General features: G+C 64.5%; 15 protein-coding genes. 10 read left to right on the plus strand and 5 right to left on the minus strand.

Going from position 1 to position 14,315, the window contains the following annotated elements:
- Positions 1-55 precede the first annotated feature (55 nt).
- Both lysA and AAFM92_11545 read left to right on the plus strand, forming a co-directional pair.
- Positions 56-1,327: a diaminopimelate decarboxylase gene (gene lysA, locus AAFM92_11540; protein MEL7301007.1), complete on the plus strand. Its 1,272-nt coding sequence runs from the start codon at positions 56-58 to the stop codon at positions 1,325-1,327.
- Between the two features lie 34 nt (positions 1,328-1,361).
- A complete protein-coding gene (locus tag AAFM92_11545) occupies positions 1,362-4,061 on the plus strand; it encodes a DUF4175 domain-containing protein (GenBank protein MEL7301008.1) in 2,700 nt (899 codons plus the stop codon).
- 10 nt (positions 4,062-4,071) lie between these two features.
- On the opposite strand, the gene AAFM92_11550 is transcribed toward AAFM92_11545, so the two are convergent.
- Positions 4,072-4,884, minus strand: a complete 813-nt coding sequence (locus tag AAFM92_11550; protein ID MEL7301009.1) for a zinc-ribbon domain-containing protein — start codon at positions 4,882-4,884, stop codon at positions 4,072-4,074.
- Positions 4,885-5,062: 178 nt separating this feature from the next.
- Here AAFM92_11550 and AAFM92_11555 point away from each other — a divergent pair, with 178 nt between their 5' ends.
- From AAFM92_11555 to AAFM92_11570, 4 genes are read left to right on the plus strand one after another with little or no spacing between them, the layout of a single operon-like run.
- Positions 5,063-5,740: an ATP-binding cassette domain-containing protein gene (locus tag AAFM92_11555; protein ID MEL7301010.1), complete on the plus strand. Its 678-nt coding sequence runs from the start codon at positions 5,063-5,065 to the stop codon at positions 5,738-5,740.
- Between the two features lie 8 nt (positions 5,741-5,748).
- Positions 5,749-6,639 carry a cell division protein FtsX gene (locus AAFM92_11560; protein ID MEL7301011.1) on the plus strand — a complete coding sequence of 297 codons (891 nt, stop codon included), beginning with the start codon at positions 5,749-5,751 and terminating at the stop codon, positions 6,637-6,639.
- Positions 6,636-7,367 carry a lysophospholipid acyltransferase family protein gene (locus AAFM92_11565; protein MEL7301012.1) on the plus strand — a complete coding sequence of 244 codons (732 nt, stop codon included), beginning with the start codon at positions 6,636-6,638 and terminating at the stop codon, positions 7,365-7,367. Before AAFM92_11560 ends, AAFM92_11565 begins: the two co-directional genes overlap by 4 nt.
- Positions 7,364-7,981 carry a pyridoxamine 5'-phosphate oxidase family protein gene (locus tag AAFM92_11570; protein ID MEL7301013.1) on the plus strand — a complete coding sequence of 206 codons (618 nt, stop codon included), beginning with the start codon at positions 7,364-7,366 and terminating at the stop codon, positions 7,979-7,981. The genes AAFM92_11565 and AAFM92_11570 overlap by 4 nt, the downstream gene beginning before the upstream one ends.
- Here AAFM92_11570 and AAFM92_11575 read toward each other — a convergent pair.
- On the minus strand, positions 7,978-8,940 hold the full coding sequence (locus AAFM92_11575; GenBank protein MEL7301014.1) for an acetyl-CoA carboxylase carboxyltransferase subunit alpha: 963 nt from the start codon (positions 8,938-8,940) through the stop codon (positions 7,978-7,980). The two genes, AAFM92_11570 and AAFM92_11575, sit on opposite strands and share 4 nt — an antisense overlap.
- 116 nt (positions 8,941-9,056) lie before the next feature.
- Between AAFM92_11575 and AAFM92_11580 the strand changes: the two genes are divergently transcribed.
- The gene (locus tag AAFM92_11580) at positions 9,057-9,893 is read left to right on the plus strand and encodes an AraC family transcriptional regulator (GenBank protein ID MEL7301015.1); all 837 of its coding nucleotides are present in this window, start codon (positions 9,057-9,059) and stop codon (positions 9,891-9,893) included.
- 24 nt (positions 9,894-9,917) lie between these two features.
- Here AAFM92_11580 and AAFM92_11585 read toward each other — a convergent pair whose 3' ends face one another.
- Together AAFM92_11585 and argH are read right to left on the minus strand one after the other, a co-directional pair.
- Positions 9,918-10,223 (minus strand): DUF2834 domain-containing protein, encoded by a 306-nt coding sequence (locus AAFM92_11585; protein MEL7301016.1) that lies wholly within the window; start codon positions 10,221-10,223, stop codon positions 9,918-9,920.
- Positions 10,224-10,392: 169 nt separating this feature from the next.
- Entirely contained in the window at positions 10,393-11,790 is a 1,398-nt protein-coding gene (gene argH, locus AAFM92_11590) for an argininosuccinate lyase (protein ID MEL7301017.1), read from the minus strand.
- A gap of 15 nt (positions 11,791-11,805) precedes the next feature.
- On the opposite strand from argH, the gene AAFM92_11595 reads away from it, so the two are divergent.
- Positions 11,806-12,360 carry a TlpA disulfide reductase family protein gene (locus tag AAFM92_11595; protein MEL7301018.1) on the plus strand — a complete coding sequence of 185 codons (555 nt, stop codon included), beginning with the start codon at positions 11,806-11,808 and terminating at the stop codon, positions 12,358-12,360.
- Between the two features lie 122 nt (positions 12,361-12,482).
- Positions 12,483-12,794: an H-NS histone family protein gene (locus AAFM92_11600; protein MEL7301019.1), complete on the plus strand. Its 312-nt coding sequence runs from the start codon at positions 12,483-12,485 to the stop codon at positions 12,792-12,794.
- Here AAFM92_11600 and AAFM92_11605 read toward each other — a convergent pair whose 3' ends face one another.
- A complete protein-coding gene (locus tag AAFM92_11605; protein ID MEL7301020.1) occupies positions 12,795-13,370 on the minus strand; it encodes a DNA-3-methyladenine glycosylase I in 576 nt (191 codons plus the stop codon).
- Between the two features lie 71 nt (positions 13,371-13,441).
- On the opposite strand from AAFM92_11605, the gene AAFM92_11610 reads away from it, so the two are divergent.
- Positions 13,442-14,278: an EAL domain-containing protein gene (locus AAFM92_11610; GenBank protein ID MEL7301021.1), complete on the plus strand. Its 837-nt coding sequence runs from the start codon at positions 13,442-13,444 to the stop codon at positions 14,276-14,278.
- The last annotated feature ends 37 nt before the right edge of the window (positions 14,279-14,315 follow it).

A 14,315-nucleotide genomic window follows, 5' to 3' on the forward strand; every position in this document is an offset into this window, starting at 1 on the left:
CAAAAAGGGCGGCCCAAATCTTGCCCGCGGCACGGCTCTGCCATAAGCGCCCCTGATGGACCATTTTCTCTATAGAGATGGCGCCCTCTTCGCCGAGGACGTGCCCATAGCCGACATCGCCGCCGAGGTCGGGACGCCGTTTTATGTCTATTCAAGCGCCACGCTCCTGAGGCACTACCACCTCTTCAATGACGCGCTGAGCTGGTCGACGCCCGGGCACCTTGTCTGCTTTGCCATGAAGAGCGCGTCAAACCAGGCGATCCTCAAGCTTCTCGGCGACGCCGGGGCCGGCATGGATGTCGTCTCGGGCGGCGAATACGCGCGCGCCCGCGCCGCAGGCATCCCCGGGGACCGGATCGTGTTTTCCGGCGTGGGCAAGACACGGGACGAGATGCGCCTGGCGCTGGAGGGCGGGGTCCGGCAATTCAACGTGGAAAGCGAGCCCGAACTCACCGCGCTCTCAGAGGTGGCTGAAAGCCTTGGGCAGACCGCGCCGATCACCATTCGGGTGAATCCGGACGTGGACGCCAAGACCAACGACAAGATCGCCACCGGCCGCAAGGGGGACAAGTTCGGTATCCCCATCGCGCGGGCCCGCGAGGTCTATGCGGCGGCCGCCAAGCTCCCCGGCATCAAGGTGATCGGGATCGACGTGCACATTGGCTCCCAGCTCACCGAGCTCGCGCCGTTTCGCACTGCTTACCGGAAGGTGGCCGACCTCACCGAGACCCTGCGCGCCGATGGTCACGAGATCACGCGCCTCGATCTTGGGGGTGGTCTCGGCATTCCCTACGCCCGGGACAACTCTGCGCCGCCCGTGCCGCTCGAATACGGAAAACTGATCCAAGAGGAAGTGGGCCATCTCGGCTGCGAGATCGAGATCGAGCCCGGTCGGCTCATTTCCGGCAATGCAGGCATTCTGGTGGCCGGAGTGATCTACGTCAAAGAGGGCGAGGACCGGCAGTTTCTCATCCTCGACGCGGCCATGAACGATCTCATCCGGCCAGCCATGTACGGCGCCTACCACGACATCGTGCCTGTCACGGAGCCCGCCCCCGGGATCGAGCCCGCGACCTATGACATCGTCGGGCCGGTCTGCGAATCCGGGGATACCTTTGCAAAGGCTCGCGCCATGCCGCGCGTGGCGCCCGGCGCGCTCGTGGCCTTCCGGTCCGCCGGCGCCTACGGGGCGGTCATGTCCAGTGAGTACAACACCCGCCCGCTTATTCCGGAAGTCCTCGTGCGCGGGGATCAATTCGCGGTTATTCGCCCGCGTCCCACCTTTGACGACATCATCAATCGCGATACCATTCCCTCTTGGCTATGATGCCGTTGCTCCGCACCGGAGCGGAGAGCCCGCGATGAACGAGCCCACCGATCTGCCACACCGCGCACGCCGAGCCATCGGCTGGACCCGCGTCGGCATGGTGGCGGAGCGTGTGACCCAGTGCTTCTGGCCGCTCTGGTCCATAGTCTTCATCTCCCTGGGCGCGCTCATGCTGGGCTTCCCGTGGGATTGGGCGGTCGAGGTGGCATGGGCCGTTATCGCCGTGGCGGGTCTCGCGATCCTCGCATCGGTCGTCTTGGGTCTCCGGCGGTTTCGCTGGCCCGGCCGCCTGGAGGCGGAAGGGCGACTTGACGCTTCCCTCCCGGGCAGGCCCATCAGCACTCTCAAGGATGTACTGGCCATCGGGGGCGGCGACGATGCCGCCGAAGGCGTCTGGGCTGCCCACCGTCAACGGATGACAGACCGCGCCGCGCAAGCGACGGCCGTGAAGCCCGGTCTGGAAGTGTCGAACAGGGATCCCTACGCCTTGCGCTACGTGGCGGTCCTCATCCTCGTCGTCGGTCTTCTTTTCGGGTCGATCCTGCGGCTGGGTGACGTGGGAGACCTCGCACCGGGCGCGGCCCAGGCATCTCTCGGCCCCTCCTGGGAGGGCTGGGTGGAGCCGCCACGCTATACCGGGCTCCCGACGATCTATCTCCCGGACGTGACAGACCCGGCCCTCGAAGTCCCCGAGGGCGCCAATGTCACGCTGCGCCTTTACGGCGAGGTCGGCGCGCTCGGCATCGAAGAGACCGTCTCCGCCCGCACCGTCGACCCCGAAACTGACACCGGCGCGACGGGCCTCGGCACTGATCCCGTGCAGAGCTTCGACATCGATCAGGAAGGCACGCTCAGCGTCACCGGCGATGGAGGTCGCACCTGGGCCGTTGCCATCCGCGCCGATCGCGCCCCGACGGTGGATTTCGCAGAAGGGCTGTCCGACCGGGACCCGTCCGAACGCCGGGCGGTCCTCGAACAGGGCTTCCAAGCGCGGGATGACTACGCCGTCGTCGCGGGCTCGGCCTTCTTCGAGCTGCGCCTCGATGCCGTGGACCGGCGACACGGCCTCAGCATCGCGCCGGAGCCCCGGGACACGCTCGTTCTTCAGCTGCCCATGACGATCGCAGGCGACCGCTCTGCCTTCTCCGAGGTCTTGACCGAGGACCTTTCGCTTCACCCATGGGCGAACCTGCCGGTCTCCTTGAACCTCGAGGTCATCGACGAGCTCGAGCAGGTGGGCCGCTCGGACGATCGCAACATGATCCTGCCCGGCCGCCGGTTCTTCGATCCCATGGCCAAGGCCGTCATCGAACAGCGTCGCGATCTCCTATGGAACCGCGACAACGCCGCCCGCATTGCGCAGATCCTCCGAACGCTGACCTATGACGCGGACGATCTCTTCCGGCAGGAGACGACGCGGCTGCGCCTCGAGGCGGTCATGCGCCGGATCGAAACGCTCTCCGAGTACGACATCACCGACGAACAGCAGGCCGAGATCGCCCAGGTGCTCTGGGATCTCGCCATCCAGCTCGAGGAGGGAGACCTCAACGACGCGCGCGAGCGGCTTGAACGCGCGCAGGAGCGGCTGCAGGAGGCCATCGAGAACGGCGCGAGCGACGAGGAAATCGCAGAACTCATGCAAGAGCTGCGCGAGGCCATGCAGGATTTCATGCAGCAGCTCGCAGAGAGCCAGCCCGAGGGGCAGCAAAGCCAGCCGCAAAACCCTGAGAACATGCAGGAGATGACCCAGCAGGACCTGCAGGACATGCTCGACGAGATCCAGCGCCTGATGGAAGAAGGCCGCATGGCCGAGGCCGAGGAGCTGCTCCAGCAACTGCAACAGATGATGGAGAACATGCAGGTCACCCAGGGCCAGCAGGGCGACGGCCAGCAATCCGAGGGCCAACAGGCCATGGAAGGCATGGCTGACATGCTGCGCGAGCAGCAGGGGCTCTCCGATGAAGCCTTCCGCGACCTCCAGGAACAGTTCAACCAGGACGGTCAGCAAGGCCAGCAGCAGGGGCAACAACAGGGTCAGCAGCAGCAACAGGGCCAACAGCCCGGTCAGCAGCAGGGCCAACAGCAGGGCCAGCAACAAGGTCAGCAACCCGGGCAGCAGCAGGGCCAACAGCCCGGTGGTCAGCAAGGCCAGCAGCAGCAGGGCCAGGGTCAGGGTCAGGCGCAGAACCAGCAAGGCCAGGGCGGACAGGGCCAGGACCCCGGTGACCTGCGCCAGGGGCTCGCGGATCGCCAGCAAGCGCTCCGCCAAGAGCTCGACCGCCAACGGGGTAGCCTGCCCGGCGCGGGCACGCCGGAAGGCGACGCGACGCGTGAAGCCCTCGACCGGGCGGGCCGGGCAATGGATGACGCCGAAGATGCGCTGCGCCGCGATGACCTGGCCGAGGCCATCGACGACCAGGCCGAGGCCATGGATGCCCTCCGCGACGGGATGCAAAACCTTGCCGAACAGATGCAGCAGCAACAGGGCGAACAACAGCCGGGGCAAGGCCAGCAAAACCAGCAAGCCGGCAATGCCAACCCCCAGCAGCGCGATCCGCTCGGCCGGGAACCGGGCCAGCGCGGAGAGCTTGGCTCTGACGAGCAATTGCTTGGTGAATTGAACGAGAACCGCCGCGCCGAGGAGCTTCTCGATGAACTGCGGCGCCGGTCGTCAGAAGCCGAACGCCCGGAAGCGGAGCTGGACTACCTCCGCCGGCTTCTCGACCGTTTCTAGCAGTGAAGCTCTAGGTCTCGATCCGCGCGGCGAGGCGCGCCACGGAATCCTGCAGCCAAAGCCTCCAGCCCGTGAGCACGTCCACGTAGCCCGCCAGCACGCCCTCAAGCGCAGGCACCTGCGCGGCGACCATGTCGGCATAGGAGTAGAGACCGGCCATCAGGGCCAAGAGAATGCAAGCCAACCCGAAGCCCACCCGGAAACCGCGGCGATGCCGCTGCGCTTGCACGGCCTCGTCGACCGGAGGCGCGCCCGTTTCCTTGCGCTCGGACGTTGCGCGGAGCGTAGAATTGATCTCGTCGATATCCGGGAGAAGATCCCTGCGGGATCCCGCCACGGCGGCGGCGACCGCTTCCTTGTCGATCGAAGCGGGCGGCGTGGATGGCGGCGTGGCGAGCGGCAGGTCGTCTTGGTATTCGAGCGCCTCTTCTTCCGCGCGGGCCTTGGCCTCGAACTCGGCCTCCTCGCGGAGCACATCGGCGACGGTGCTTTCAAGCGGGCGCCGGCGCGGGGCGGTCACGGGCGCATCGGTTGCTGCCTCTTCGGCATCTTCATCCTCTGCCACATCCGTGCGATCCGAAAGGTCGGCGGAGGCCTCCGCCTGCTCCGGCTCGGCCATCGTGGCCGGGCTCGGCTCCGGCGACGGCACGGGCACCTTGGGAGGCTCCGGTGCGGGCTCGGCCTCTGGTTCGTGAGACGCGGAGTTGGGATGGAAAAACCATGCGTTGCCGCAATTCGAGCACTGCACTTCGCGGCCTTCGGCCGGAATTACGCTATCGGGTACCTCGTAGGTCGCGTCGCAATTCGGGCATATCAGCCGCATGCGCTCCCACCTTTGCCTTGCTCAAATATCTGCCTGAAGCCGTTCTCTCGGCCCTTTTGGCACGTTGTCCTACGGAAGATGCTGAAAAACAAGCTTTCCCTCACCGGAGCCCGTGCTGCGATTGCAACCGTGGCTCCCATGCGGCAGTGTCGCGCCGAGCAAGGCGGGTACAGGGCGCGTGATCGAACTAGACAAGGTGGCCTATTCCTATGGCGGCGGGGAGCTCCTGTCCGACATCTCTTTGGCGTTGAAACCAGGCTCTTTCCATTTTCTCACCGGGCCATCGGGCGCAGGCAAGACGACCTTCCTGCGCCTTATATTCGGCGATCTTCTTGCCACGTCAGGGCAGGTGCGCATCGCGGGCAAGGACACGCGGACCATGTCCCGCGACGAGATCGCGCTGGTGCGGCGGCGGATCGGCGTGGTCCCCCAGAATGCGGTCTTCCTCGATCATCTGCGCGTGGCCGAGAACGTGGCGCTGCCCCTCGTGGTGTCGGGGCGTGACGCCAGCGAAGCCGAGACCGATCTGACCGAACTCCTGAACTGGGTCGGGCTCTCTTCGCATCGTGAAGCGCGGCCGCCGGAGCTTTCCGGAGGCGAAAGGCAACGTGTGGCGCTGGCGCGCGCGGTCATCACATCGCCCGACGTGATCCTCGCAGACGAGCCCACGGGCAATGTCGACTGGGACATGAGCCAGAAGATCCTGCGCCTCCTCGTCGAGCTCAACCGCATGGGAAAGACGGTCATGATCGCGACCCATGACATGGCCCTCATCCGGGCCGCCAAGAGCCAGGTGCAGTCACGCGTGCTCCGCATCGTGGATCGCCGGCTCCAGTTGGCGGGGGCCGACCTGTGAAGCTTTCCATGGTTTTTGCGCTGCTCGTGGGAGATCCCGAGGCTGACCGCGTCGTGCCGCCTTCGGGCTTCACGGCACAGCTCACATCGTTTTCTGCCGCGGCGATGGCCTTTCTTGCGTGTTTTGCCTTGGGTCTGTCGGTGTCCACAGGGCGCCTGGCGGATCGCTGGTCGAGCGAACTGGCGCAGTCTCTCACGGTGCGCATTTCAGCCCCCGCAGCCCAGCTCGATGTGCAGACGGACGCGGCCCTCAACGTGCTCGCCACAACCCCGGGCATCGCAGAGGCGCGGGCGCTGAGCGCAGAGGAGCAGCGCACGCTCCTGTCGCCCTGGTTCGGGTCGGAGCTTCCCATCGAGGAGCTTCCCGTGCCGCAGCTCATAGATGTCCGGGAAGCGGCTGGCGCGGAGCTCGATGTCAGCGGGCTGCGCCTCAGGCTTCAGGCCGAGGCACCGGGCGCCGTGGTGGATGACCATGCCCGCTTCCGCCGCCCGCTTGTGGACGCGGCAAACCGGATCCGGGCCCTGGGATGGCTCTCGCTCATCCTGATCGCCGGCACCATGGCGGCCATGGTGACCCTCGCTGCCAACGCGGCACTTGCCGCCAACCGCCCCGTCATCGAGGTGCTCCGGCAGGTGGGGGCGCGGGACAGCTACATCGCGAAGGCCTTCGTGCGGCGATTCACCCTTCGCGCGCTCACAGGGGCGGCTGCGGGCGCAACCATCGGCATGATCGGGATCGCGCTTTTGCCGGATACCGGCGATCAGGGCGGGCTGCTCACTGATCTCGGCTTCCGTGGCTTCGGTTGGCTCCTGCCAGCCACCATTCCCTTTCTCGCGGCGGCTGTGGCCTTCGCGGCCACGCGCTTTGCAGCGCTCAGAACACTCAGGACGATGGCATGACCGGCGGAATGATCCACTGGCTTCGAGGCTTTATATTCACGCTCAACATCTATCCGATGATGCTGGTGATGGGGATCGTCTTCCTCCCCTACGCGCTCCTCACGCCCAAGGGCGCGGTGTTGGCCTGCCGGACCTATGCCCGCTACGTGATGTTCTCCGCGCGCTGGATGCTGGGCATCACCACCGAGATCCGCGGCACCCCGCCCACCGAGGAAGTCCTGATCGCCTCTAAGCACCAGAGCTTTCTCGACATCATCATGATCTTCAATGCCGTCCCGCAGCCGAAGTTCATCATGAAGCGCGAGCTGCTCTACACGCCTGTCATCGGGCAATACGCCTATCGCCTGGGCTGCGTGCCCGTGCGTCGCGGGCGACGGGCGGAAGCGATCAAGCAGATGGTGCAGGACGTGAAGGCGGGCCGCTCCACTCCGGGGCAATTGTGTATCTACCCCCAGGGCACGCGCATCCGTCCGGGGGTCGTGGCCCCCTACAAGATCGGCACCTACGCGCTCTACCGCGAGCTGGAACAGCCCTGCGTTCTCGCCGCTACCAATGCAGGGCTCTTCTGGCCGCGCTCCGGTATGGCGAAGTCGCCGGGCCATGCCGTGGTGGAGTTCCTCGATCCGATACCGCCCCACGTGCCGCAGGAAGTGTTCATGGCGGATATGGAGACCCGCATCGAAGCGGCCTCGAACGCGCTCATGGAGGAGGCTGGGTTCAAGCCATGACAGACATCACCACCATCGCGCAGCTCGAGGCGATCTACGGCGCGCCCAATCCCAATTCACTGGCCAAGGTGGCGCAGGAGGTCACCCCGGAATACGCCGCCTGGATCGAAGCCTCGCGCTTTGCCGTCCTGTCGACCGTGGGGCCCGAGGGCACCGATGGCAGCCCGCGCGGCGATGACGGGCCGGTCGTCGCGATCGCGGACCCCAAGACGCTTCTCATGCCCGACTGGCACGGCAACAACCGCGCCGACAGCCTGCGCAACATCGTGGAAGACGGCCGCGTGTCGCTCATGTTCATGGTGCCGGGCAAGACGAACGTCATCCGGGTCAACGGAACGGCCGTGCTGAGCCAGGATCCGGAGCTGATGGCACGCTTTCAGGTGAAGAACCGCACGCCGCGGCTGGTCATCCGCATCGCGGTCGGCGAGGTCTACAGCCAATGCGCCCGCGCCCTCCTCCGCTCCGATCTCTGGACGCGAGACGATGCGGCGCTTCCGCTCCCTTCCATGGGCGACATCCTGCGCGCGCAAACCTCAGGCCGTGTCGATGGTAAAGCCTACGACGCGGACTGGGAGGCCCGCGCCGCCAAGACGATGTGGACGAGCGGAGGCTAGGCGGCGAGACCGGTGGAGCCGATGGCGAGGTATTTCTTCCGGCGGTTCGTGACGAGATCGTCAGGGCTCTGAGGTTCGAGCTCGCCGAGCAGCTTGGAGACGGCCGCACCGACATCCTTGATCGCCGTGGGCCGGTCCCTGTGCGCGCCCCCGAGGGGCTCCGGGATGATTTGATCGCACACCCCGAGCTCACGCAGGTCCTGCGCCGTCAGTCGGAGTGCCTCGGCGGCTTCCCGCATCTTCTCGGCATCTTTCCAGAGGATCGACGCGCAGCCTTCGGGAGAGATCACCGAGTAGATCGAGTGCTCCAGCATGGCGACGCGATTGGCCGTGGCAAAAGCCACGGCACCGCCAGAGCCACCTTCGCCAATGATCACGGACACGAGCGGCACGCGGAGCTGGAGGCACTTCTCCGTCGCCCGCGCGATGGCCTCTGATTGTCCACGCTCCTCGGCACCCTTCCCGGGATAGGCCCCTGGCGTGTCCACCAGCGTGATCACCGGCAGACCGAACCGGTTCGCCATCTCCATCAAGCGGATTGCCTTGCGGTAGCCTTCCGGCCGCGCCATCCCGAAATTCCGCGCGATACGGCTCTTCGTGTCGTTGCCCTTCTCATGGCCGATGACCATCACGGGACGGTCCTCGAACCGCGCGAGCCCGCCCATGACGGCGTGATCGTCCGCGAAGTTCCGGTCGCCGGCGAGCGGCGTGTACTCGGTGAAGAGCGCGTCGATGTAATCCTTGCAATGGGGACGCTCGGCATGGCGCGCGACCTGGCATTTCCGCCAGGGTGTCAGGCTCTTGTAGAGATCCTGAAGCATCTGCCGCGCCTTTGCGTCCAGCGCGGCGGCCTCCTTCTCGACATCCATCTCGGCATTGTCGCGCCCGAGCGCGCGCAGTTCGTTGGCCTTGCCTTCGATCTCTGCGAGGGGCTTTTCGAAATCGAGGTAGTTCGTCATGGAGGCTCCCGTCCTTGCGCCGCCTCGTATGGCGCTGCGCGCGGCGCGATGCAACTCCGCAAGATTTGCAAAACTGGCCCATGCGACACAAGCTCTGGACCGATGGAGGGCCAAGCATGCCTGCCAGCTACGAAGACCGCCTGCGAAGGGTGATCGACTACATCTACGACCATGCCGGAGAGGACCTGTCGCTCGACACCCTCGCCGACGTGGCCGCGATGAGCCGGTTTCACTGGCACCGCGTCTTTCGCGCCATGACCGGCGAAACCTGCGCACAGGCCGTGCGCCGCGTGCGGCTGCAGCGGGCAGGCTTTCTCCTCACGCAGGGCATGCCCATCGACGAGGTCGCGCGAAGCTGTGGCCTCGGTGGGCGGGCGGCCTTCACCCGCGCCTTCACGGAGGCCTACGGCATCCCTCCCGGTCAGTTCAGAGGCCAGAGCGCGGAGCGCGCTCTCCTCGTCATGCGACAGTCAAAGGAGTTCAGCATGTTCAACGTGACCTTGGAAAACACCCCCGCCCTCCGCATCGTGGCCCAGCCGCACAAGGGTGACTACACAAACATTGCGCGGGCTTTCGAGCAGTTCGGCGCGGTCATGACCGCACGGGGGCTTTGGCCGCATACCCGCGGAATGCTCGGCGCGTACTACGATGACCCGATGGAGACCCCGACAGAAGAGCTACGCAGCCTGGCCGGTGCCGTGGTGGACGATGCGATGGAGGTCCCAAACGGGCTGACGGAGATCCGTATCCCCGCGGGGCCCATCGCGACGCTGCATTTCAAGGGCCCCTATGGCGGGCTGCCTCAGGCCTATGATTTCCTCTATGGAAAATGGCTCCCGGAGAACGGAAAGGAGCCCAACAACGACGTCGTCTCGTTCGAGCGCTACCTGAACAGCCCCATGGACACCGCACCGGACGAGCTGCTGACCGACATCTGCGTGCCGCTGAAATAGCGCGTTGATGCGGGCGCCGCGTGGTCAGTCCCGGCGCATGCGCAGGAAGATGTAGAGCGGCAGCCCGCAGCTGACGCCGATGCCGAACGTGGCGGGGATGGCGACGAGTGAGAGCCAGTCCCGCCGCGTCACGGCCTCGAAGATCACCCAGACGGTCAGCGCGACGGCGGCGACGGTGAGATCCCAGACAAGACCCGAGGTGGCATCGTTCACATGCCACGCATCCACCATCGCCATGAGAGACCAGCCGTTCGCCTGAAACCAGGAAATGAAATAGCTCATGGGATGGATCGTGCCCCAGACCGCAAGGGCGAGGAAAACCCAGCGCATCAGAAGCCGACGGCGATGGTTACGGGCCCGGCGGTCGCGCCAACGGCCCCATGCGCAGAGACCCCGCCAGACCCAACGCTGACACCTGCATTTCCGAAGGGCGATACAGGCTCACCATCTGCGCCGCACGAGGCGACCGCGACCAGAGCCAGCACTGCAATGATGCGCATCATGTTTCCTGCTCCAAGCGTTTCTTCCAAAGATCGATCTGGGCGCGCACCTGCTCGGGCGCTGTCCCGCCGTAGGACATCCGCGAGGCCACGGACGCCTCGACCGTGAGAACACTATAGACGTCCTCCGTGATCGCGCCATGGACCTCCTGCATTTGTGCGAGGCTGAGCTCGGGCAGGTCGATGCCGGCCGCCTCCGCTTTCGCCACGAGCGACCCGGTGACGTGGTGCGCCTCCCGGAAGGGCATGCCAAGGACGCGCACGAGCCAATCGGCGAGGTCGGTGGCCGTCGAAAACCCGCTTGCAGCCGCTGCCCGCAGCGCTTCGCGCTGGGGAGCCATGTCGCGCACCATCCCCTCCATCGCCGCCAGAGCGAGCATGAGGTTGTCGGCCGCGTCAAAAACCTGTTCCTTGTCCTCTTGCATGTCCTTTGAATAGGTCAGCGCGAGGCCCTTCATCACGGTCATGAGGGCCACGTTGGCCCCGAAGATGCGTCCGATCTTGGCGCGGATGAGTTCGGCTGCGTCCGGGTTCTTCTTTTGCGGCATGATCGAGGAGCCAGTGGAAAAACGATCCGACAACTGCACGAAGCGAAACTGCGCGGAGGACCAAATGACAAGCTCCTCAGCAAGGCGTGACAGATGCATGGCGCAAATGCTGGCAGTCGACAGGAATTCCAGCGCGAAGTCCCTGTCCGCCACGGAATCGAGGGAGTTCGCCGTGGGCCGGTCAAACGCGAGGGCCCGCGCTGTCATTTCCCGATCGATGGGGAAAGACGTCCCCGCAAGCGCCGCCGCGCCCAGCGGGCATTCGTTCATACGCGCCCGCGCGTCCCGGCACCGCGAGAGATCGCGTGAGAGCATCTCCACATAGGCCAGCATGTGATGGCCCCAGGTGACGGGCTGAGCTGTCTGGAGATGCGTGAAGCCGGGCATCACCCAATCCGCGCCCGCCTCGGCCTGTGCCACGAGTGCGCGTATCAGCGCCAGAAGCCCTGCATCGAGTGCATCGCATTGGTCGCGCACCCACATCCTGAAATCGAGCGCGACCTGATCATTGCGAGAGCGTGCCGTGTGCAGCCGCCCGGCTGGCGCCCCGATGAGCTCTGTCAGGCGTGCCTCCACATTCATATGAATGTCTTCTAGAGCCGCGGAGAACTCGAATTCGCCCGTTTCAATCTCTGACAAGACTGTGAGAAGCCCTGTCCCGATCGCCTCTGCGTCTTTAGGTTCCACGATGCCCGTCGCCGCCAGCATGGCAGCGTGGGCCCGCGATCCTGCGATGTCCTGCGCGGCGAGCCGCTGGTCGAACCCGATCGAGGCATTAATCGCCTCCATGATCGCATCGGGTCCGTCGGCGAAACGCCCGCCCCACATCTTGTTCGCGGTGTCGGTCATTTTGGAGAGGCTTTCATGCGTCTGATCACTGCCGCCCTGCTCTATCTCGCCGCTGCGCTCAGCGCAAACGCCGGCGATTTGAACGCGATAGCCGACATGCGCGAGGGCGATATGCGCAAGCTCGTCTTCCACGAAGAGCCGCAGGCAACGTCCACGTCAGCCTTTTATTTGCCAGACGAGACGGAGCATTTCCTGAGCGCCTACGAGGGCAAATACGTGCTCGTGAACTTCTGGGCCACGTGGTGTGCGCCGTGCCGCAAGGAAATGCCGATGCTGTCGGAATTGCAGGCTGAATTCGGTGGTGATGCATTCGACGTCGTGACGATCGCCACGGGCCGAAATCCGGTGGAAGGCATGCGACAGTTCTTTGATGAAATCGAGGTCGATAATCTCCCGATGTATCGCGACCCGCGTCAGGCCGTTGCGCGTGACATGGCTGTTCTAGGGCTTCCCATTACCGTGATCATTAATCCGCAGGGCGAGGAAATCGGGCGCTTGCGAGGCGATGCCGACTGGGCGTCAAACAATGCGAAAGCGATTATTGACGCCCTCCTACAACCTACAGGCTGAAATAAGCCGACGGAGCGGTGCTGACGAGCCCTTCGACAATTTTTTCCTTTCTTTTCTGCCAGCAGCCGCCTATTCGATTTGTCGAATTGGGCTGCATGCTCATTTTACGAAAGGAATAGTAAATGGCTGTCGATCTCAGCAAAATGTCCAAGGCTGAATTGGTAAAGCTCCGCAAAGATGTTGACAAGGCAATCGCGCAATTCGACGACCGCTTGCGGCAAGAAGCTATGGCTGAGCTCGAGCGCAAGGCCAAGGAAATGGGCTTCACCCTGGCCGAGCTTACGGGCACGCAAAGGAAAGCGAAAACGAAGAATCCGCCGAAATATCGCAATCCGGCGGATGCCACCCAGACATGGACGGGCCGCGGGCGTCAGCCGGAATGGATTAAAGCCGCGAAGGCAGCTGGCAAGAATATCGAGAAGTTCGCGATCTAGTCAGGACTTCTTGGGCGCCATCGCCGCCACGGGCAAGTGGCGGTGACAGGAGACCAAGTGGTTATTGAAGAGCCCGCACGCCTCCATCCAGGCGTAGACGATCGTTGGTCCGCAGAAGGTAAACCCGCGCTTCTTGAGATCCTTGGATATCTGGCGCGTCAATTCTGACTGCGTCGGCACCTCATCGAGCGTTCGGTAATTTCCCTGCACTGGCGCACCGCCGACATGGGCCCACATGAGCGCGGCGAAGTCTTCTGTGTCGAGAAAGACGCGCGCGCCCTTGATCGCGCCCTCGATCTTGCCGCGATGCCGGACAATTCCCGGGTTTCCAAGGAGCCGCTCCACATCGGCGTCTCCCATACGCGCCACGCGCTCCGGGTCGAACCCTTCGAACGCCTCTCGGAAAGCCTCGCGCTTCTTGAGGATGGTGATCCAACTCAACCCAGCCTGAAAGCCGTCGAGCACGAGCTTTTCCCACAGCGCCCGACTATCGTATTCCGGCACGCCCCATTCCTGGTCGTGGTACCGGATGTAAATGTCGTCCTGTCCGACCCAGCCGCAGCGTTCGAACTCCATCTCCGCCCTTTCCCGTTTACCGGCAATTAGCTTTCACTCGTCATACCCCGCTCAGCCCCGGGAGGCGACGCATGGACCGCGAAAAAACGCCCGAAGACCTATTGGAGCATGAGGCGAGCGATCCCCTCACCGCAGCCTTGGACGCGCGCGACGGTGGCGTTCTGGAGATGGTGAAAGACGCGCTCAATTCAAAGCGTGGAGTGCTGGCGTTTCAGCCGGTGATGCAGGCCATGGCACCGTCGTCGCCTGCCTTCTACGAAGGTCTGGTGCGCATTCTCGATACGACCGGCCGCCCGATCCCCGCGCGCGATTTCATTCACGAGGTCAAAGACAGCGAAACCGGCCGGGATATTGATTGTCTGGCGCTGGAGCTCGGGTTGAAAACGCTCGCGGAAGAGGAGGAGATCCGGCTTTCCATCAATATGTCTGCCCGCTCCATCGGATATGGCCGCTGGATGAAGACACTCGATGCTGGGCTCGCGCTCAACCCCACGAGCGCCGAACGGCTCATTCTGGAGATCGAGGAAAAGAGCGCGATGACGATGCCAGAGCTCGTCACCTCTTTCATGCGCGATCTTCAGGGCCTGGGTATCTCCTTCGCACTCGATGATTTCGGCGCGGGCTATACGAGCTTTCGCCACCTGCGCAGCTTCATGTTCGATCTCATAAAGCTGGATGGGAAATTCACGAAAGACATCGCGCGCAACGTGGACAATCAGGTCACCGTCGGCGCGATGCAGGCGGTCGCGCGCCATTTCGACATGTTCACCGTGGCAGGTTCGGTCGAATCAAAGGCTGACGCAGAGACCCTCACCGCAATGGGCATCGATTGCCTTCAGGGCTTCCATTTCGGCGCGCCCTCTCTTGCCCCACCGTGGCGCGAGCCTCCGGAGCGGCGCCGGATATAGCCCCGCACCAGCGCGCCATGCTCTGCACGCAACCCGG

The organism is Pseudomonadota bacterium (genome assembly GCA_038533575.1).
Lineage (GTDB): Bacteria > Pseudomonadota > Alphaproteobacteria > Rhodobacterales > Rhodobacteraceae > Shimia_B.

What these genes read in the sequence shown, in the direction of transcription:
- AAFM92_11550 (MEL7301009.1), bottom strand. Translation starts at nt 4,884, where the DNA reads ATGCGGCTGATATGCCCGAATTGCGACGCGACCTACGAGGTACCCGAT.
- AAFM92_11565 (MEL7301012.1), top strand. Translation starts at nt 6,636, where the DNA reads ATGACCGGCGGAATGATCCACTGGCTTCGAGGCTTTATATTCACGCTC.
- AAFM92_11595 (MEL7301018.1), top strand. Translation starts at nt 11,806, where the DNA reads ATGCGTCTGATCACTGCCGCCCTGCTCTATCTCGCCGCTGCGCTCAGC.
- AAFM92_11570 (MEL7301013.1), top strand. Translation starts at nt 7,364, where the DNA reads ATGACAGACATCACCACCATCGCGCAGCTCGAGGCGATCTACGGCGCG.
- AAFM92_11545 (MEL7301008.1), top strand. Translation starts at nt 1,362, where the DNA reads ATGAACGAGCCCACCGATCTGCCACACCGCGCACGCCGAGCCATCGGC.
- lysA (MEL7301007.1), top strand. Translation starts at nt 56, where the DNA reads ATGGACCATTTTCTCTATAGAGATGGCGCCCTCTTCGCCGAGGACGTG.
- AAFM92_11580 (MEL7301015.1), top strand. Translation starts at nt 9,057, where the DNA reads ATGCCTGCCAGCTACGAAGACCGCCTGCGAAGGGTGATCGACTACATC.
- AAFM92_11575 (MEL7301014.1), bottom strand. Translation starts at nt 8,940, where the DNA reads ATGACGAACTACCTCGATTTCGAAAAGCCCCTCGCAGAGATCGAAGGC.
- AAFM92_11610 (MEL7301021.1), top strand. Translation starts at nt 13,442, where the DNA reads ATGGACCGCGAAAAAACGCCCGAAGACCTATTGGAGCATGAGGCGAGC.
- AAFM92_11560 (MEL7301011.1), top strand. Translation starts at nt 5,749, where the DNA reads ATGGTTTTTGCGCTGCTCGTGGGAGATCCCGAGGCTGACCGCGTCGTG.
- AAFM92_11585 (MEL7301016.1), bottom strand. Translation starts at nt 10,223, where the DNA reads ATGCGCTGGGTTTTCCTCGCCCTTGCGGTCTGGGGCACGATCCATCCC.
- AAFM92_11600 (MEL7301019.1), top strand. Translation starts at nt 12,483, where the DNA reads ATGGCTGTCGATCTCAGCAAAATGTCCAAGGCTGAATTGGTAAAGCTC.
- argH (MEL7301017.1), bottom strand. Translation starts at nt 11,790, where the DNA reads ATGACCGACACCGCGAACAAGATGTGGGGCGGGCGTTTCGCCGACGGA.
- AAFM92_11605 (MEL7301020.1), bottom strand. Translation starts at nt 13,370, where the DNA reads ATGGAGTTCGAACGCTGCGGCTGGGTCGGACAGGACGACATTTACATC.